This window comes from Mesorhizobium sp. P170090 (assembly GCF_057786115.1).
In genome coordinates this window covers 1,199,234-1,216,126 of the sequence record NZ_JBYNWH010000001.1, presented here as the reverse complement: position 1 = coordinate 1,216,126, position 16,893 = coordinate 1,199,234, and the positions used below count along the sequence as shown (strand labels likewise).

Annotated in this window: 17 protein-coding genes; 9 read left to right on the top strand and 8 right to left on the bottom strand. The window is 63.6% G+C overall.

From position 1 onward, the window contains the following. Nucleotides 1–39: 39 nt before the first annotated feature. Both AC3EML_RS06075 and AC3EML_RS06070 read right to left on the bottom strand, forming a co-directional pair. The gene (locus tag AC3EML_RS06075; RefSeq protein ID WP_352520577.1) at nucleotides 40–1,425 is read right to left on the bottom strand and encodes a glutamine synthetase family protein; all 1,386 of its coding nucleotides are present in this window, start codon (nucleotides 1,423–1,425) and stop codon (nucleotides 40–42) included. 35 nt (nucleotides 1,426–1,460) lie between these two features. Next, nucleotides 1,461–2,843, bottom strand: coding sequence for an aspartate aminotransferase family protein (locus tag AC3EML_RS06070; protein ID WP_023806217.1), 1,383 nt, complete (start codon nucleotides 2,841–2,843; stop codon nucleotides 1,461–1,463). 155 nt (nucleotides 2,844–2,998) lie between these two features. Between AC3EML_RS06070 and AC3EML_RS06065 the strand changes: the two genes are divergently transcribed. Beyond that, nucleotides 2,999–3,451, top strand: a complete 453-nt coding sequence (locus AC3EML_RS06065; RefSeq protein ID WP_023806218.1) for a hypothetical protein — start codon at nucleotides 2,999–3,001, stop codon at nucleotides 3,449–3,451. A 1-nt stretch (nucleotide 3,452) separates the two neighbouring features. Here the strand turns inward: AC3EML_RS06065 and AC3EML_RS06060 are convergent, their stop codons facing one another. Together AC3EML_RS06060 and AC3EML_RS06055 are read right to left on the bottom strand one after the other, a co-directional pair. Then, nucleotides 3,453–4,427 (bottom strand): WD40 repeat domain-containing protein, encoded by a 975-nt coding sequence (locus AC3EML_RS06060; RefSeq protein ID WP_023711331.1) that lies wholly within the window; start codon nucleotides 4,425–4,427, stop codon nucleotides 3,453–3,455. Between the two features lie 249 nt (nucleotides 4,428–4,676). After that, nucleotides 4,677–5,732, bottom strand: a complete 1,056-nt coding sequence (locus tag AC3EML_RS06055) for a CobW family GTP-binding protein (RefSeq protein WP_352520578.1) — start codon at nucleotides 5,730–5,732, stop codon at nucleotides 4,677–4,679. Nucleotides 5,733–6,153: 421 nt separating this feature from the next. Between AC3EML_RS06055 and AC3EML_RS06050 the strand changes: the two genes are divergently transcribed. Continuing rightward, complete coding sequence (locus AC3EML_RS06050) at nucleotides 6,154–6,624, top strand: MarR family winged helix-turn-helix transcriptional regulator (RefSeq protein WP_023671361.1); 471 nt, start codon at nucleotides 6,154–6,156, stop codon at nucleotides 6,622–6,624. Between the two features lie 10 nt (nucleotides 6,625–6,634). On the opposite strand, the gene AC3EML_RS06045 is transcribed toward AC3EML_RS06050, so the two are convergent. After that, the gene (locus AC3EML_RS06045) at nucleotides 6,635–7,498 is read right to left on the bottom strand and encodes an AraC family transcriptional regulator (RefSeq protein ID WP_023714566.1); all 864 of its coding nucleotides are present in this window, start codon (nucleotides 7,496–7,498) and stop codon (nucleotides 6,635–6,637) included. A 46-nt stretch (nucleotides 7,499–7,544) separates the two neighbouring features. On the opposite strand from AC3EML_RS06045, the gene AC3EML_RS06040 reads away from it, so the two are divergent. Further along, nucleotides 7,545–7,952 carry a DUF2000 family protein gene (locus AC3EML_RS06040; RefSeq protein WP_023714565.1) on the top strand — a complete coding sequence of 136 codons (408 nt, stop codon included), beginning with the start codon at nucleotides 7,545–7,547 and terminating at the stop codon, nucleotides 7,950–7,952. Here AC3EML_RS06040 and AC3EML_RS06035 read toward each other — a convergent pair. Continuing rightward, complete coding sequence (locus AC3EML_RS06035) at nucleotides 7,949–8,737, bottom strand: alpha/beta fold hydrolase (protein ID WP_023689240.1); 789 nt, start codon at nucleotides 8,735–8,737, stop codon at nucleotides 7,949–7,951. The two genes, AC3EML_RS06040 and AC3EML_RS06035, sit on opposite strands and share 4 nt — an antisense overlap. Nucleotides 8,738–8,865: 128 nt before the next feature. Between AC3EML_RS06035 and AC3EML_RS06030 the strand changes: the two genes are divergently transcribed. The 5 genes from AC3EML_RS06030 to AC3EML_RS06010 all read left to right on the top strand — a co-directional run bounded on the left by AC3EML_RS06030 (nucleotide 8,866) and on the right by AC3EML_RS06010 (nucleotide 13,395). Continuing rightward, nucleotides 8,866–9,768 carry a LysR family transcriptional regulator gene (locus tag AC3EML_RS06030; RefSeq protein WP_023694713.1) on the top strand — a complete coding sequence of 301 codons (903 nt, stop codon included), beginning with the start codon at nucleotides 8,866–8,868 and terminating at the stop codon, nucleotides 9,766–9,768. A 181-nt stretch (nucleotides 9,769–9,949) separates the two neighbouring features. Further along, the gene (locus AC3EML_RS06025) at nucleotides 9,950–10,834 is read left to right on the top strand and encodes a DMT family transporter (protein ID WP_033003853.1); all 885 of its coding nucleotides are present in this window, start codon (nucleotides 9,950–9,952) and stop codon (nucleotides 10,832–10,834) included. A 65-nt stretch (nucleotides 10,835–10,899) separates the two neighbouring features. Then, nucleotides 10,900–11,922: a LacI family DNA-binding transcriptional regulator gene (locus AC3EML_RS06020; protein ID WP_023671355.1), complete on the top strand. Its 1,023-nt coding sequence runs from the start codon at nucleotides 10,900–10,902 to the stop codon at nucleotides 11,920–11,922. Further along, on the top strand, nucleotides 11,919–12,902 hold the full coding sequence (locus AC3EML_RS06015; RefSeq protein WP_023834803.1) for a 2-hydroxyacid dehydrogenase: 984 nt from the start codon (nucleotides 11,919–11,921) through the stop codon (nucleotides 12,900–12,902). Before AC3EML_RS06020 ends, AC3EML_RS06015 begins: the two co-directional genes overlap by 4 nt. Nucleotides 12,903–12,984: 82 nt before the next feature. Then, nucleotides 12,985–13,395 carry a hypothetical protein gene (locus AC3EML_RS06010; protein ID WP_023671353.1) on the top strand — a complete coding sequence of 137 codons (411 nt, stop codon included), beginning with the start codon at nucleotides 12,985–12,987 and terminating at the stop codon, nucleotides 13,393–13,395. 10 nt (nucleotides 13,396–13,405) lie between these two features. Here AC3EML_RS06010 and AC3EML_RS06005 read toward each other — a convergent pair whose 3' ends face one another. Continuing rightward, on the bottom strand, nucleotides 13,406–14,179 hold the full coding sequence (locus AC3EML_RS06005; protein WP_023834802.1) for a gamma-glutamyl-gamma-aminobutyrate hydrolase family protein: 774 nt from the start codon (nucleotides 14,177–14,179) through the stop codon (nucleotides 13,406–13,408). A 294-nt stretch (nucleotides 14,180–14,473) separates the two neighbouring features. Between AC3EML_RS06005 and AC3EML_RS06000 the strand changes: the two genes are divergently transcribed. Beyond that, nucleotides 14,474–15,583 (top strand): TRAP transporter substrate-binding protein, encoded by a 1,110-nt coding sequence (locus tag AC3EML_RS06000; protein ID WP_023671351.1) that lies wholly within the window; start codon nucleotides 14,474–14,476, stop codon nucleotides 15,581–15,583. A gap of 251 nt (nucleotides 15,584–15,834) precedes the next feature. Here the strand turns inward: AC3EML_RS06000 and AC3EML_RS05995 are convergent, their stop codons facing one another. Then, a complete protein-coding gene (locus tag AC3EML_RS05995) occupies nucleotides 15,835–16,863 on the bottom strand; it encodes a zinc-dependent alcohol dehydrogenase family protein (protein ID WP_023683515.1) in 1,029 nt (342 codons plus the stop codon). Nucleotides 16,864–16,893 lie beyond the last annotated feature (30 nt).

The window sequence follows — 16,893 nt, the reverse complement described above, 5'->3', positions numbered from 1 at the left end:
CGGGCTAGCAGGACGACTGCCCGAGTTCCAGGCGGTCTCTCAGACCTCATGGAGGTAGAGGTGGTAATCCAGCTCGCTGACGGTGCGGGCGACGCGCAGATACTCCGACTGCTTGATCGCCACGAAGGTGCGATGCAGATCCTCGCCAAGCGCCTCTTTCAGGAAGCTCGATGCCCGCGCCGCCTCGATCGCAGCGCGCCAGTCGACCGGCATGGTCGTGCGCGTGATGGCGGCTTCATAGCCATTCCCAGTGGTTTCGGGGCCGGGGTCGAGGCCTTCATCCAGACCCTTGATGATGCCGGCCAGCACCGTTGCCGCGATCAGGTAGGGATTGGCGTCGACACCCGACGGCCGGTGCTCGATGCGCCGGTTCTTGGCGTCGCCCGCCGGGATGCGCAGCGCCACCGAACGGTTGTTGACGCCCCAGGTCGGCGCCACCGGCGCATAGGACTGCGAGACGAAGCGCCGCCAGGAATTGGCGTGCGGCGCAAACACCAGCATCGATTCGGCCATGGTCTGGATCAGCCCGCCGAGCCCCTGCAGCAGCGGCAGCGACCAGCTTTCGCCGCCAGCCTCGGCAAAAACGTTACGGCCGTTCTTGTCCTGCAACGAAACATGGAAATGCATGCCGGAGCCGGCGTATTTTTCGATCGGCTTGGCCATGAAGCAGGCGGTGACACCATGGCGGCGCGCCTGCGCCCGCACCAGCCGCTTCAACATGACGAGGTCGTCGGCCGCCCGCATGACATCCTTGCGATAGTTCAGCGTCAGCTCGTACTGGCCGGGCGCGTATTCGGAAATCACCGTTTCGGCCGGAATGCCTTGCGCCTTAGCCGCGGCATAGATGTCGGAAAACAGCGGCTCCATGCCGTGCAGATGGTCGACGGAATAGACTTCCGTCTTGGCCGAGCGGCGGCCGTCGAGCACGGCGTCCGCTGGCTTTACCTTGCCGTCGGCGTCACGCTCATTGGCAAGCAGGAAAAATTCGAGTTCGAAGGCGCCGGCGGGATAGAGGCCCTTGGCCGCCAATATGTCGACCTGCCTGGCCAGCGCCAGCCGTGGGTCCGACGACATAGGCTGTCCCTCGAGATGGTACATCGCCATCAGCAACTGGCCGCGCGGCGGGTTCGTGCCGTAAAGCGGCACCAGCGTGCCGGGGATCGGCCATGCCCTGAGATCGCCGTCTCCAGTCGTCCAGATCAGCCCGGTTTCGTGCACATCCTCGCCGGTGATGTCGAGGCCGAGGATCGAGATCGGCATGTGGCGGCCGCCCTCGAAGATGCTTTTCAGCTCATGCCGGCGCACGATCTTGCCGCGGCCGACGCCGTTGGCGTCGGTCAAGACGATATCGAAGGCTTCGATTTCGGGATGGGCGTCGAGAAAGGCTTGCGCCTCGACGGGCGTCGAGCCCGAAGGTGAACTCATGATTAGTGTACTCGAGTTTGGCTTGGCAGCTTGTCTCATGCCGTCAGCCTTGCCGCAACCGTGGCGAAGGCGGTGATCAGCCGGTTGACCTGGGCGCCGGTGGTGGCCGGTGAGATCAGCATCATGTTGTGAAAGGGCGCGATCAGCACGCCCTGGTTGACCAGCGCGACATGGATAGCCGCCTCAAGCTCCGGCGCATGGGCAGTCTCGGCTTCGGCGCCGTTCCTGAGCGGGCCAGGGGCGCAGATGAACTCGACGCGGGCGCCGACGCGGGCGACATGCCAGGGCAGATTGTAGCGATCGATGACGCCGGTCAGCCCGGCATCGAGCCGCAGGGCGAGGCGATCCATCCGGGCATAATTCTCCTGCGTCATCACCTCTTCGAGCGTTGCGCGCATGGCTGCGAACTGCAGCGGGTTCGCCGACAGCGTCGTGCCCATGCCGGAATAGCCCGGCTCCTTGGTTCGATTGTAGTCGGCATAGCGCGAGGCGACCTCGTCGCTCATGCCCCACACGCTTGCCGGCACGCCGCCGGCGATCGGCTTGCCCAGCACGAACAGGTCGGGCTGTAGTCCGAATTTCCTGGTGTAGCCGCCGGGTCCAGTCGAAATCGTGTGCGTCTCGTCTATCAGAAGCAGCGTTCCGGCCGCGCGCGTCAGTTTGCGCAAGGCGTCGTGAAAACCCGGATCGGGCAGCACCATGCAGGAATTGGTCAGCACCGGCTCAGCAATGACGCAGGCGACATCCTTGTCCTTGAGCGCTGCTTGCAGCGCGGCGACATCGTTGAATTCAATGACCTTCGCCGTCTTGGTCAGGTCGCGAAACTCACCCGCCAGCCCCGGCCGATTCACGGGCTTGCCGTCGACCATCCGGACCATCGTCTCGTCGACCGAGCCGTGATAGCAGCCGTTGAAGACCAGTATCTTTTCGCGGCCGGTGACGGCGCGGGCGACGCGCAGCGCGAAGCGGTTGGCGTCGGTGGCGGTGGTGGCGATCTGCCAGAACGGCAGACCGAAACGCTGTATGAGCAGCGGCCCGATGGCCAGCGCATCTTCCGAAGGCAGCATATAGGTCAGGCCGCGCCCGGCCTGGCGGCGGATGGCGCGCGCCACCGGCGGCGGCGAATGGCCGAACATCGAACCGGTGTCGCCGAGGCAGAAATCGTCCAGCCTGTTGCCGTCGATATCCGTGATGGCGGCGCCCTTGGCGCTTTCGACCAGGATCGGGAATGGCGTCGGCCAGTCGTTCATCCAGTGCATCGGCACACCGCCGAAGAAGCCTGGCAGGCCGTTACCGACCTTGGCCTGCGATTTCGGCCGCGCCTTGCGGAAGGTGTTCGCCTCGCTTGTCCGCAATGCAGCGATGCGGTCACGGCTGATACCGCCAATGGACGCCTTTGAACTGTTCGTGCTGTACATGAAATCCCTCTCGGCCGGCACACTACCCAATTGGCGACGGCAACCGCAATTGGCCGTGTTGGTGCGCTGCATTGGGTCAGCAGCAAGTTCGGCAGACTTGACCTTCCGGCGCAGTCGGGCGCCAATGCGATCGGGTCTGTGGTTTGGGGAGAAAAATGCGGACGATCATCTGCGCTATTGCGCTACTCTTGTCGGCCGCTGCGGCTTCCGCATCGGGCGGCGTCTGGTGTTCCGTCGATGACAAAGCGGTGCAATTCGAGGTCGGCGCCGGGGTCACCAGAGGTATGGGCGGCCCGACCTTCAATTTTCGCGGCGATCTCGAGATACTTGGCCGGCCGGAAGGCGACAGTCTGCGCAAGACCATCTTCGAGGATTCCGACCTCACCCAGTACTGGCTGGACGACAAGGAGTTGCGGCTGAACGTCTACCACGAGCATCAGCTCGGAGATAAATTCAACTCTGTCGAACTGACGATCCTGACCAAGACCAGTGACGAGGGCGTCTATGACGGCCGGTACACGCTTGCCGTCTACGACAACGCCGCCGACACGGAACAGGACGGCAAGCCGAAAGAATTGACCGGCAAGGTGTCGTGCGGAGCCGAATAGGTCACGCCGAGATATCGATGACGCCGCAGTCGCCGGCGGCACTGCCGAAGGCGACCCGGCGCTCTTCCTTGTCCCACATCATCGCGGTGATGGCGCCCATGCCCGGGCGGCGCAACAGCACCTCTTTGGCATCGGTAAAGCGCACCGCCATGACCATGCCGTCATCATAGCCGACGGCGACGACATCCTGGCTCGGATGGCAGGCAACCGATGTCACCATGGCGTTGCCGCGCGTGCCGAGCTCCAGCGGCGCCTTGCCCATCGGGCCGTCCTTGCCCGAAAACGGCCAGACGATCGCCGCCGGCGCGCCGGAACTCGCCAGCCACTTGCCCTTCACGCTCCACGACAGGCTTTTGACCTTGCCGGGATAGCCGGTCATGCGCATGTGCTTGCCGTCGGCGAGCTTCCAACCATGCAGCGCGTTTTCCTGCATGGTGGTGACGAGGAAGGCGCCATCCGGCGAGAAGGTGACGCCGGTATGGGCGCCGGCCCATTCCAGCTCCACCGGTCTGCCCTCGGCGGCCGGGAAATGCAGCGTCGCGCCATTGTAGCGGGCGACGCCGAAGCGCATGCCCTTGGGGGAGAAGGCCAGCCCCTCGACCGAACGTGGATGGGCAAACTCTTTGGTCTTGCCGTCGGCAAAGCGCACGAACGCAGTCTTGCCTGTGGCATAGGCGATAGCGCCTTGCGGCCCGGCGGCGACGCTGGTGATCCACTTCTTGCCGGCGCTGGCGAGTTCGCTGACATTGCCGCCGGCGGCAACGGCAAAAATCTTGCCGTCCTCGCCGCCGGTGATCAGGCGGTCGTTGGCGGCGTCATGGAACGTGGAGAGCAGGCCGTCATTGGCCTGAATTGTCTTGTGGCCGTTGTCGAGCCTATGAACTGTCCCATCGGCGAGCGCAAAATGCGGCACGTTGTCGAGGAAGACGGCGGCAAGGCAGTGACCTTCCAGGTCGAGGGGAGCAACTGTGGGCATCAGGACCATTCCAATGAAGCTGTCACCACTCCCGGGAAGCCACTGAGGCGGCCAGGCCTGGCGTCAACCTTCTCCCCTTGTGGGAGAAGGTGGATCGGCGCGCAGCGCCGAGACGGATGAGGGGTGTTGAACGGATCGCCGTCGGTGCCGAGCTGGAGCACCCCTCATCCGACCTCGCTTCGCGAGGCCACCTTCTCCCACAAGGGGAGAAGGAAGAGCGGGCAGCGCTAGCGCCATAGAGTCCGGAAATCAAGCCGCCTGGCAGGCGTCAAAGCTCTTCTTCAGCCGTTCGGCGTCAAGCTCGCGGCCGATGAACACCAGCCGGCTCTCATGCTTTTCGCCGTCTTTCCAAGCGCGCTGGTGGTCGCCTTCGATGATCATGTGCACGCCTTGGATGACATAGCGCTCGTCGTCGCCCTTGAGCGCGATGATGCCTTTCAGCCGCAGGATGTTGGGACCTTCCATCTGGGTGATCTTCTCGATCCACGGGAAGAATTTCTTCGGGTCCATCTCGCCGCCGCGCAGCGACACCGACTGCACGCTCACGTCATGGATGTCGGAGGGATGCGCGTGATCGTGATGATGATGGTCGTGATCATGGTCGTGGTGATCGTGCCCGTCATGGTCATGATGGTCGTGATCATGATCGTGCGCCTCGAGGAAATGCGGGTCGTTTTCCAATGCGCGCGACAGGTCGAAGGCGCCGCGGTCGAGCACTTCGGACAGCGCCACGCCGGCGCGCGTGGTGCGGTGGATCCTGGCCGCCGGGTTGATGGCGCGGATGGTCGCTTCGACCTTGGCCAGCTCTTCGGGCGTCACCAGGTCGGTCTTGTTGAGCACGACGACATCGGCGAAGGCGATCTGGTCCTCGGCTTCCTTGGAATCCTTCAACCTGAGCGGCAGGTGCTTGGCGTCGACCAGGGCCACGACAGCGTCGAGCTTGGTCTTGGAGCGCACGTCGTCATCCATGAAGAAGGTCTGCGCCACCGGCACCGGATCGGCGAGGCCGGTGGTCTCGACGACGATGGCGTCGAAGCGGCCGGGACGGCGCATCAGGCCTTCGACGACGCGGATCAGGTCGCCGCGCACCGTGCAGCAGACGCAGCCATTGTTCATTTCGTAGATTTCCTCGTCGGATTCCACGATCAAATCATTGTCGATGCCGATCTCGCCGAATTCATTGACGATGACGGCATAACGCTTGCCATGGTTTTCCGACAGGATGCGGTTGAGCAGCGTCGTCTTGCCGGCGCCGAGATAGCCGGTGAGAACGGTCACGGGGATTTGCGTCTGTGCTTCGCTCATATCTTGCCTCGAAATGGCTGGGCCACGGAATTGCGGGCCGCAAGAAGGGATTGTTGGCCTGATATAGGATGTGTGCCGGCCTTTTGCACGAGGCAAACCGCCTGGGTGTTTGACCCAGGATTGACGAAGCGGATGGGTAGACCCGAGAGGCCGAGTGCGAGGGATGCCGACCATCAACGTGTCGCTGGAAACGCCTCTTCGTTGATCTGTGCTAAGCCGCGCCGCGTCAAACCGTTGCAATCGCCTTGGCGGAAACTCGTTTGTCATCTAACTGAAATAAACATCTGGCATCACCATTTCGAGCACCACAAATGCTTGCCGGCAAAGCTGTTTCGAAAGCCGGAATCTTTTTGATCGTCGATTGCCAACCGGCCGGCTGCGTCTATGCTGCACGCACCGGTACGGCCGAAGAGGGATCACCATGGCCAAGGCGGACAAGACTGCAACGATGAGCCGGCTGCATTCGGCGGCAAGGCTGGCAAGGACCGCGCTGGCGGCGCGGCTTCTGGCGCACGGCTTCTATGCCGGCCAGGACCAGATCATGCTGACGCTCGACCGCGAGGACGGCCAGACGCCCGGCAATCTCGCCGGCCGCCTCGGCGTTCGCCCGCCGACCATCACCAAGACCATCAACCGGCTGCAGGCCCAGGGCTTTTTGGAAAAGCGCGCCTCTTCCGCGGATGCACGCCAGGCGCATATCTTTCTCACCGACACCGGCCGCGAGATCATCCACGCCATCGAGAAGTCGGTGAAGAAGACCGAGAAGCAGGCGTTGAAGGGCCTCGACAAGAAAGAACAGAAGACGCTGTTCAAGCTGCTCGCCCGCATCGAGGCCAATTTGTCGAACGAGGAGCTGGTGCTTGTCGACGACGATGGCGACATCGACGATTGATCTTCCTGGCCTAGGCGGCTACCGAAGGCCCGCGCACCAGGGTCGACCAGCGGCCGGGCGTCAAGCCGAATGCTTTCTTGAAATGCCTGTTGAAATGGCTCTGGTCGCTGAAGCCGGCGCCAACGGCAATCTCGGCCAGCGGCTCGCCCACCTCGATCATCCGTCTTGCCTTTTGCAGCCGGCGCATCAGCAGGAACCGATGCGGGCTGGTGGAATAGGTCGCGCGAAAATGGCGTGACAGCGCATAGCGGTCGAGCCCGGTGACGGCTTCCAGCTCATCGGAACGAACGGACCGCTCGGCATTCTCCTCGAGATAGCCGCGCGCCAGCGCTGCCGCACGCGAGGCCGACTTCCCCATCGGCTTTGCTTTCTGTCCCGCATGACGCCCCAGATGCTGCGCCAGCTCCGCAACGAAATCGGCGACGAACAGCTCGTCCAGTTCCTCATAGAGCGGCGACAGGGCCGAAAGCAGCGTGCCACGCAAGGCAGGATCGCTGACCACAGCATCCCTGACGAAAGGCAGCGGCGCGCCGTCGAGGCAGTCGAGCAGCAGTGAGGGTTCCAGATAGAGGATCCGGTAGCGCAGACCATCCTCGGTCCCGGCGCCGCCATCGTGCACTTCGTCGGGATGCAGCACGATAACCTGGCCGGGCAGGCTGTGGTTGACAGTGCCCCTGTAGTGGAAGCGCTGCACACCGGAAAGCGTCACGCCGACGGCAAGCGTATCATGACGGTGCAGGTCGAAGGCTTTGCCATGGAAATGCGCCTCGATGCGCTCGATGCCGGTCCTGCCTGGCGCCGAGACGATCCGGTCTTCATCCGCGCACGAACGTCCAAGACCCTGTGTCGCCTCACCGTCTAGATCGTGCGTCATCACCTATCCCTGCCCTTCATGGGCGTGCTCCGGAGTCCTCATTTTGGTGTTCGATACGAAATTTGCAATCGTGCTGCGGGACGATCTCGCCGTCTGGCAAAAGCTCAACGTCACGGCCTTCCTGAGCAGCGGCGTCGTCGCGCAATTCCCCGACATTATCGGCGAACCCTACCGCGACCGCGCCGGCAACCTTTACAATCCTCTGTCGATCCAGCCGGTCATCGTGCTTTCGGCCGATGGGCCGACGCTCAACTCCATCCACCGGAAGGCGCTGGAGCGGGGCGTGACGGCGTCAGCCTATGTCGAGGAGATGTTTGCCACCGGCTTCGATGCGGCCAACCGCGCCGTCTTCGCCGAGTTCGGCCCTGAGGACGCCAAGATCGTCGGCATCGCGCTGCGTGCCGACAAGAAACTCGTCGACAAGATCACCAAGGGCGCCCGCATGCACGCCTAATTCAGCAGGAAGCGTGTAACGGCGCTCATGAATTCAGTCGGCCGCTCGACGTTCAGCATATGGACGCCCGGAAGCAGTGTAAGCGTGGCGCCGGGGATGCTGGCTGCGATCGCCTCGCTGTGGCTTGCCAGCGTTACCTTGTCGTCTTCTCCACCGATCACCAGGGTGGGGGCGGTAATGAGGGAGACAGTCCGGCGCAGATCGCAATCGCGTACGGCGGCGAAGCATCCCGCGAGACCTTGGGGCGGCGTCGCCAGGACCATCGCGCGGAACGCGTCGACGGTTTCGTTTGGGCCGGCAAGCATCGAGGCGGGAAACCAGTTGTGCATGAACATGTCCGCGGCGGCCGACATGTTGCTCGCAGCAAGGACAGTACGGATCTGCTCGTCAAAGTAAGAAGCCGGCCCGAGATGTGGCGAGGTGTTGGAAAGGATGAGACGCTCGATGCGGTCCGGGGCATGGATACCCAGCCACTGCCCTACGAAGCCGCCCAGCGACAGCCCGCAGAAATGCACGCGGGCGATCTGAAGCGCATCCAGCAGCTCAAGGACGTCGCGGCCCAGCCGATCGAGCGAATAGGCTCCGGCCGGAGCATCGGAACTGCCGTGGCCGCGCAGATCATAGCGCAGCACCCGGAAAGATCCGGCAAATTCCGCAAGCTGCCGGTCCCACATATGCAGGTTCGTCGCAATGGAATTCGAGAGCACAAGCACAGGGCCGGCCCCCGCCAGCTGATAGGCGATCCGGCAGCCGTCGCCCGTCGTAAAATAAAGCGTGTCAGTCATCTGGTCCTCATCTCACCCTGGCGAAAGGAGTTCGATGCTCCCGCCGCCCTTTGAATGAGCCACCCTAGGCCTCGTAATTATCCAGGAAAATTACTATGATTGGACAATCTCAGTAGGTTTTGGCGATAATGAATGGTCTGAAACTCCACGACCTACGGTGCTTTGACGCCGTGGCAAGCGAGGGCAGCTTCCAGGCGGCCGCCCTTGCCTTGAACCGATCGCATCCATCCGTCTTCGCCGCTGTCGCACGCCTCGAGCAGTTGCTCGGGCTCACACTTCTCGACCGCAGCGGATATCGGGTGGGGCTGACGGAGGCGGGCCGCGAGTTTCACGCGCGAGCGCAGCTGACATTGCGCGAGCTCGACCATCTGCGAACCTATGCGGGCCAGTTGGCGAGTGGCGAGGAGACGGTCCTGCGTGTGGTCGTGGGTGATCTGTGCCCGCGACCGCAAATCCTGCCTATGCTCAGCGGCTTCTTTGCCGAACGCACCGGGACACGCCTGCACCTGGAGTACGAGGCGGTCGGCGGTCCGCTCGAACGGTTGATGGAAGGCGAGGCTGACCTCATCTTCCATCGCGCGGATCCTTCCGATCCGCATCTCGAGCGGATCCATCTCTGCGCGGTGCCCCTCGTGCCGGTGGTGGCGCCTGGGTTCCTTCCGTTCGCGCCTGGCCGCGAGATTGCGCCGGAGCAGATGCGGCCCTTCACCCAGTGCGTGATCCGCGACACGGCGCGGCGGCCGTCGCCGGAGAGCTATTTCCTCGTCGACGGTGCGCATCAGTGCTCGGTGCCGGATCATCTGATGAAGAAGGAACTGATCCTTCACGGATTGGCCTGGGGCCATCTGCCGGCATGGCTGATCGAGGACGAACTGCGGGATAGGAGGCTGATCTCGATCGCTGGTGCACATCTGCCCGGCCGGACGGAGACCCTGGCGGCGGTGCGCCGGCGCGACCGACCGCATGGACCCGTCGCCCAGGCGTTGTGGCTTCATCTCCAGGCGCAAGTGGCATCCGGCGAGGCGCTTTAGCCGGCATAGGATCGGCCCGCGCTGAGCCTGCGCGCGGCTCCTGTTGTGCCAGTCGCTTTTGGCTTGCCGGGCGCAGGCGATTGCCGCAAAGGTTAAGCGTTGCTCCTCCCTGCCCGGCCTGACATTGAACGTTCCCGCAAAAGCAGACGAAAGCGCAACGCCGCCCGCGGCGATGCTGTTCATGCTTTCCACCTATGTCTTTTTCACCTTTCTCGACACATCGAGCAAATATCTGGTCCTGGCCGGCGTCTCGGCGCTGATCGTCGCCTGGGCCCGCTTCACCGTCCATGTCCTGCTTGTCGGCGTCTTCCTGCGCGGCTGGCGCGAGCCGTCGCGCTTCCGCGCCAACAATTTGCCGGCCCACATCCTGCGCGGCGGTCTGCTGTTCGGCTCGACGATGTGCAACGTCATGGCGCTCAAAACGCTTCAACTGGCCGAGACCACCTCGATCTACTTCTTCGGGCCGATGGTGATCACCGCCCTTGCCGGGCCGCTGCTTGGTGAATGGGCCGGCTGGCGGCGCTGGCTGGCAATCCTGTCGGGCTTTGTCGGCGTGCTCGTCATTACAAGGCCGGGCATCGGCGTGTTCGGCATCGGCCATCTTTTCGCGCTCGGCTCGATGCTGTCGAACAGTTTTTACGTCATCATGACGCGGCGGATGTCAGCCAGCGAAACCTCGGAAAGCCTGATCCTGTTTTCGGCGCTGGCGCCGGCCGTGCTGCTTCTGCCGATGCTGCCGTTCTCGCATGGGCTGCCGCAGGATAGCTGGCACTGGTTCATCCTGGTGATGCTGGGCGTGTTCGGCGCCGGCGGCCACTGGCTGCTGGTGCAGGCCTACCGCCTGGCGACCACCACGGCGCTGGCGCCGTACCCCTATTCGCAGATGGTCTGGATGATCCTGTCCGGCTGGATCATCTTCCACCAGTTCCCCGACCGCTGGACGCTGGTGGGTGCAGCCATCATCGTCGCCAGCGGCCTTTACATCATCCATCGCGAGCACCGTCTGCGGCTGCGCAATCGCACGACCGTCGATGTCGAGGCGGAGGCTCTGGCGAAAAAACTTTGATTTGCGCCGAATCCGATGGCATAACGCCGCATTTAAAAAATTTAAAAGACTCGGGGAGCCAAGGGCTGGCACAAAAGATCAAGCTTTCGACGATCGCGGATGCGCTTGGCGTCTCCACGGCCACCGTCTCCCTCGCCTTGCGCGACAGCCCGCTGGTCGCAGGCGCCACGCGTGACCGCATCAAGGAGCACGCGCGGGCCATCGGTTATATCTACAACCGCCGCGCCGCCTCACTGCGCACCTCGCGCTCGGGCATTGTCGGCGTCGTCGTGCATGACATCATGAACCCGTTCTTCGCCGAGATCCTGCGCTCGATCGAGAGCGAACTCGACCGCAGCCGGCAGACCTTCATCCTGTCCAATCACTACGACCAGTTGGAAAAGCAACGCACCTTCATCGATACGCTGCTGCAGCTCGGCGCCGACGGCGTCATCATGTCCCCGGCCATCGGCACGCCGGCCTCTGACATCGTCATGGCCGAGGAAAACGGCCTGCCGGCGGTGCTGATCGCACGCAGCGTGGAAGGCGCCGACGTGCCGGTGTTTCGCGGCGACGATGCCTATGGCACGGCACTTGCCACCAATCATCTGATCTCGCTCGGGCACAAGCGCATCGCCATGATCGGCGGCACCGACCAGACCTCGACCGGGCGCGACCGCTACCAGGGCTATCTCAACGCCATGGAGGCCGCCGGGCTTGAGGTCAGGCCGTCCTGGCGCATCGCCGGGCCGCGCACCAAGCAGGGCGGATTCGAGGCGGCTGGACAGTTTCTGGCGCTTAAAGACAAGCCAACCGCCGCTTGCTGCTGGAATGATCTGGTCGCCATCGGCCTGATGAACGGCATTGCCCGCGCCGGCCTGGTGCCGGGCGCCGACATCTCGGTGACCGGCTATGACGATCTCGAGGAGGCGGCAATCGCGACACCGGCGCTCACCACAGTCTGGAATGGCCAGCGAGAGGTCGGCCGCCGTGCCGCCAGCGCGCTGCTCGACAAGCTGAACGGACAGGCGGTACGGCCGTCACAGGAACTGATCAAGCCGGAACTGCATGTGCGCCAGTCGACCGGCAAGCCGGTGGAGCGTGCATGACCAAGACTGATGCGTTGCAGACCGTCGCCGTTCTGGTGCCAGGACATTTCAACGACCATGCGGTCGAGCGCATCGACCGCACCTTCAAGCGGGTCAAGATAGAGCGCGCCGATCCCGCCCTGGTCACCGACGAGATGCGCCATGACGTGCGCGCCATTGCGTCCTTCGCCGGCGTCAATGCGGCATTGATGGATGCATTGCCCAACCTCGAACTCATCGCCTCCTTCGGCGTCGGCTATGATTCGGTCGATGCCGGCCATGCGGCCAAGAAAAACATCATGGTCACCAACACCCCCGATGTTTTGACCGAGGAGGTCGCCGACACCACGATCGGCCTTTTGCTCAACACCGTGCGTGAACTTTACAAGGCCGAGAAATGGCTGCGCGACGGCAGTTGGGTGAAGAAGGGCAACTATCCCCTGAGCCGGCTGACCTTGCGCGGTCGGCATGTCGGCATTTTCGGCATGGGCCGCATCGGCCTTGCCATTGCGCGCCGGCTGGAAGCGTTCGGGCTGCCGGTGGCCTACCACAACAGGCGCAGGGTCGAAGGTCTGGCTTATGAATACCACCCGACGCTGAAGGGCCTTGCCGAAGCGGTCGATACGCTGATTTCCGTAGTGCCGGGCGGCGCTTCCACGGAGAAGGCGGTCAATGCCGAAATCCTGGCGGCGCTTGGCGCCAACGGCGTTTTCGTCAACATCGGCCGTGGCAGCACGGTTGACGAGGCAGACCTCGCCGTAGCGCTTGCCAACGGCACCATTGCCGCCGCCGGGCTCGATGTTTTCGCCGATGAACCGAATGTGCCCAAGGCTTTGCTGGAGGCGCCCAACACCTCGTTTTTGCCCCATGTCGGCTCGGCCTCGCACCACACGCGCCGCGCCATGGCGGATCTGTGCGTCGACAATCTGGTATCCTGGTTCAGCGAGCGCCGGCCACTGACCCCGGTGCCGGAGACGGCGCAAGTCAAGCCACGAAGCTGAGCGGCTCTCTGCCACACTCGTTAACGTCGGCTTAACGCTTTGAAATCATTCTGCATCTGCGCCGGGGGGCGCGGAGTGCAAGATGACGAAACTTCCGGCATCGATTGCGGCAGCGGCACTTTTCGCCGGCTTTCAGCTGTTTCACGGCGGCAGCAGTGAAAGTTCGGCCAATGAAGCAAGGCCGGCAACCACCTTCAGGCTGGTCGCCAATGGCGACGAAGGCGACTGCGCGGTTAGCCGCGGCGCCGCGATTGACGATGGCCTGTCGCTGTTGACCGTGGCGCCGAATTGCCGCGGGCTGCTGCCCGGCATCGAGCGGGCAAAATTCTGGCGAGAGGGCGAGGACGGCACGATCGCGTTCAGCGCCGACGGCACCGACCCGATCGTCACCTTCTCGGTTGCGGATGGCGACGGCTACGAATCCTACGCTCCGGCCACGCCACTGCTGTCGCTGGCGACAACCGGCGAACGGGATCAATCCGCCGGCAATTGATCGCCGGGATTTATTCCGCCGCCGCCCGTGCACCGGCCTTCGCCGTCGCATGCAGCCGCACCGCATCGCCGAAGGCGCGGAAGATCTTGGCCGAGTTGTTGTCCGACTTGACCCAGTATTCGGGGTGCCATTGCACGCCGACGGCGAAGGCGCGGGCGTCCTTCACCGAAACTGCCTCCACCGTGCCGTCGCCGGCAACCGCCTCGACCTGCAGCTTCGAGCCGAGCCGGTCGATGCCTTGGCGGTGCAGCGAGTTGACCTTGATGTCGCCGGCGCCAAACACGCCGGCCAGGCAGCTGCCCGGCTTGATCGAAATGGTCTGGTGAATGGCGAAGCGTTCGTCCTGGTTGTCGCTCACCGGCGCGCGATGGTCGAGCGAGCCTTCGCGCTCCTGGATCTCGGTGCCAAGCGTGCCGCCCAGCGCAACGTTCAACTCCTGGATGCCGCGGCAGATGGCAAGCAGCGGCACGCCGCGCTCGATCGCCTTGCGGATCAGCGGCAGCGTGGTGGAATCGCGCGCCGGGTCGTAGGGGCCGTTGGCTTCGCTGGCGTCGCCGCCATAGAGCGATGGATGCACGTTGGACTTCGAGCCGGTGACCATGACACCGTCGACCGAGGACAACAGCTCGTCGAAATCGAGCCGGTCGCCGAAGGACGGCACCAAAAGCGGGAACACGCCGGCGCCGGAAAGTGCTGCCTCGATATATTGCTGCGGGACGGCATGCCAGGTGTAGTTGTCGAACTGACGGACGTCGGTTGATATGGCGACGAGCGGCTGGTGCATTTTGGGTCCGGATTCCATTTGGCGCGAAGCGAATAGCTATTGTGCCTGCAAAATAGGCGATCCGAAGGCGCTTTTCCATGGCAAGTTTCGCCATCTCGCATGGGCCACGCGGCGAACGTTAGACTATAGTTGCAGGCTGGCCGGCCGGCCCGCGGATTTGTCGCCAGCGCCGCCGTCAAATCCCGCCACCATGCTGGACTCGACCTTTTGCCCGTGTATTGTTTCGGGCAAATCGATACCGGACGTGAGGAGATGTCCCTGATATCGGTTGTTGGTCCAATAGGGAGGAACTGCATGGATCGTCGTTCATTCATCCGCAAGGCCGGGGTCACCGGCGTGGGCGCAGCGGCGGCTGCCGCTACGCTAGCCGCACCGGCAATCGCCCAGTCCAATCCGAAAGTGACGTGGCGGTTGGCGTCATCCTTTCCCAAGTCACTCGATACGATCTATGGCGGCGCCGAAGTCTTCTCCAAGATGCTGTCTGAGGCGACGGACGGCAATTTCCAGGTCCAGGTCTTCGCCTCCGGCGAACTCGTGCCCGGCCTGCAGGCCGCCGACGCCACCACTGCCGGCACCGTCGAGGCCTGCCACACGGTGTCATACTATTATTGGGGCAAGGACCCGACATGGGCGCTCGGTGCGGCGGTGCCGTTCTCGCTCAACGCGCGCGGCATGAACGCCTGGCACTATCATGGCGGCGGCATCGACCTGTTCAACGAGTTTCTTGCCACGCAGGGTCTTTTCGGCCTGCCCGGCGGCAACACCGGCGTGCAGATGGGCGGCTGGTTCCGCAAGGAGATCAACACCGTCGCCGACCTGTCCGGCCTCAAGATGCGCATCGGCGGCTTTGCCGGCAAAGTGGTGCAGAAGCTCGGCGTCGTGCCGCAGCAGATCGCCGGTGGCGACATCTATCCGGCGCTGGAAAAAGGCACGATCGACGCCGCCGAATGGGTCGGCCCCTATGACGACGAGAAGCTCGGCTTCTACAAGGTCGCGCCCTACTACTATTATCCCGGCTGGTGGGAAGGCGGCCCGACCGTCCATCTCTTGTTCAACAAGGCCAAGTACGAGGAGCTGTCGCCCGCCTACAAGTCGCTTGTGCACACCGCCGCGCAGGCGGCGGACGCCAACATGCTGCAGAAATACGATTTTCTCAATCCTGCGGCGGTGAAGCGGCTGGTGGCCGGCGGCGCGAAATTGCGCCCGTTCAGCCAGGACATCATGGCCGCCTGTTTCGAGAAGGCCAATGAGGTCTACACCGAAATGGAAGCCACCAACGCACCGTTCAAGAAGATCTGGGACTCGATCAAGGGCTTCCGCAAGGAGCACTATCTGTGGGCGCAGGTGGCCGAGTACAATTACGACACCTTCATGATGGTCCAGCAGCGCAACGGCAAACTGTAGGCTGGGATCTGTCCCTTCTCCCCGTCACTATACGGGGAGAAGGTCCCGGCAGGTGGATGAGGGGCGGCGCAAACTTCGGCGATCGATCGCCTTGGGCTTGGTAGCCGCCCCGAAATTATAGCTTATTTTTCCGAGCGTTGACGCTACCCCTCACCTGCCTGCCGGCATCCTGTCCCCGTATAGTGACGGGGAGAGGGGCGCGGTCATCGCCGTTTCGCCAATCGCCAACGCCGCAGGATTGAGGCTGCCCTTCATTCCATGCCCGGCACCACCAACACCTTGACCTCGCCGGGCGCTGCCGGATTGGCGATCACCGAGGCGGCTTCCTCCAGGCCGACCTGCCTTGAGATGAGCTTGTCGATCTCGATTGCGCCGGACGCGACAAGGTCCGCCGCCCGCCTGTGGGTGAAGGGGTTGATGAACGAGCCGAGAACCTTCAGTTCGCGAAACAGGATGTCGAACGGTTCGAAGGGCACTTTCACGCCTTGCGGCATCACGCCGACGATCACCACCGAGCCGCCGGACTTCGCCAGCCGCATCGATTGTTCGACGGTATCGGGGACACCGGCGCATTCGAGCACCACGTCGGCCCCGCCGGGCACAAGGCCGGTTGGGCCGGCGATCGCCTCGATCGGGTCGACCGCGTTTGGGTCGACCGTCGCCGTTGCACCGAGCTCTTCGGCGAGCGCACGGCGGGAGGCCTGCCGCGTCGACAGGATGATGGTCGCCGCTCCTGCGAGCCTCGCCAATTGCACGGTAAGCAGGCCGATGACGCCGCCACCAAGCACCACCACGGCAGCGCCGGGTCTGATTCCGGCGAGGTCGACAGCGTGCAGGCAGCAGGCCAGCGGCTCGCAGAAGGCGCCATGCGTTGGCTTGAGGTTCGCAGGCAGAAGAAAGGCCTGGCTCTGCGGCATCACGACGTAGTCGGCGAAGCCGCCGTCGCGATGGATGCCGATGGCCCTGAGATTGCTGCACAGATTGACGCGGCCGGCTCGGCAATGACTGCAGCGTCCGCAGAAGATGTTGGGATCGCCGGTAACACGGTCACCGATGGCGATGCCGGAAACCGCATCGCCGACAGCCTCCACGATGCCGCAGAATTCGTGACCAAGCGTCACCGGCGGGCTCGAAGGGAATTCGCCGTGGAGGAGGTGACGGTCGGTGCCGCAAACGCCGCAGGCTTCGACGCGCACCAGAACGTCCTGCGGTCCCGCAACAGGCTTGTCGACCTCCCGTAGCGCAATGCTGCCCACCGCTTCCAGGCGCACGGCTCTCATGACATCCTCACTCAGGTTCTCAGTGTTCAC

What these genes read in the sequence shown, in the direction of transcription:
- AC3EML_RS06000 (WP_023671351.1), top strand. Translation starts at nt 14,474, where the DNA reads ATGGATCGTCGTTCATTCATCCGCAAGGCCGGGGTCACCGGCGTGGGC.
- AC3EML_RS06045 (WP_023714566.1), bottom strand. Translation starts at nt 7,498, where the DNA reads ATGACGCACGATCTAGACGGTGAGGCGACACAGGGTCTTGGACGTTCG.
- AC3EML_RS06065 (WP_023806218.1), top strand. Translation starts at nt 2,999, where the DNA reads ATGCGGACGATCATCTGCGCTATTGCGCTACTCTTGTCGGCCGCTGCG.
- AC3EML_RS06035 (WP_023689240.1), bottom strand. Translation starts at nt 8,737, where the DNA reads ATGACTGACACGCTTTATTTTACGACGGGCGACGGCTGCCGGATCGCC.
- AC3EML_RS06050 (WP_023671361.1), top strand. Translation starts at nt 6,154, where the DNA reads ATGGCCAAGGCGGACAAGACTGCAACGATGAGCCGGCTGCATTCGGCG.
- AC3EML_RS06010 (WP_023671353.1), top strand. Translation starts at nt 12,985, where the DNA reads ATGACGAAACTTCCGGCATCGATTGCGGCAGCGGCACTTTTCGCCGGC.
- AC3EML_RS06015 (WP_023834803.1), top strand. Translation starts at nt 11,919, where the DNA reads ATGACCAAGACTGATGCGTTGCAGACCGTCGCCGTTCTGGTGCCAGGA.
- AC3EML_RS06025 (WP_033003853.1), top strand. Translation starts at nt 9,950, where the DNA reads ATGCTTTCCACCTATGTCTTTTTCACCTTTCTCGACACATCGAGCAAA.
- AC3EML_RS05995 (WP_023683515.1), bottom strand. Translation starts at nt 16,863, where the DNA reads ATGAGAGCCGTGCGCCTGGAAGCGGTGGGCAGCATTGCGCTACGGGAG.
- AC3EML_RS06005 (WP_023834802.1), bottom strand. Translation starts at nt 14,179, where the DNA reads ATGCACCAGCCGCTCGTCGCCATATCAACCGACGTCCGTCAGTTCGAC.
- AC3EML_RS06060 (WP_023711331.1), bottom strand. Translation starts at nt 4,427, where the DNA reads ATGCCCACAGTTGCTCCCCTCGACCTGGAAGGTCACTGCCTTGCCGCC.
- AC3EML_RS06055 (WP_352520578.1), bottom strand. Translation starts at nt 5,732, where the DNA reads ATGAGCGAAGCACAGACGCAAATCCCCGTGACCGTTCTCACCGGCTAT.
- AC3EML_RS06070 (WP_023806217.1), bottom strand. Translation starts at nt 2,843, where the DNA reads ATGTACAGCACGAACAGTTCAAAGGCGTCCATTGGCGGTATCAGCCGT.
- AC3EML_RS06075 (WP_352520577.1), bottom strand. Translation starts at nt 1,425, where the DNA reads ATGAGTTCACCTTCGGGCTCGACGCCCGTCGAGGCGCAAGCCTTTCTC.
- AC3EML_RS06030 (WP_023694713.1), top strand. Translation starts at nt 8,866, where the DNA reads ATGAATGGTCTGAAACTCCACGACCTACGGTGCTTTGACGCCGTGGCA.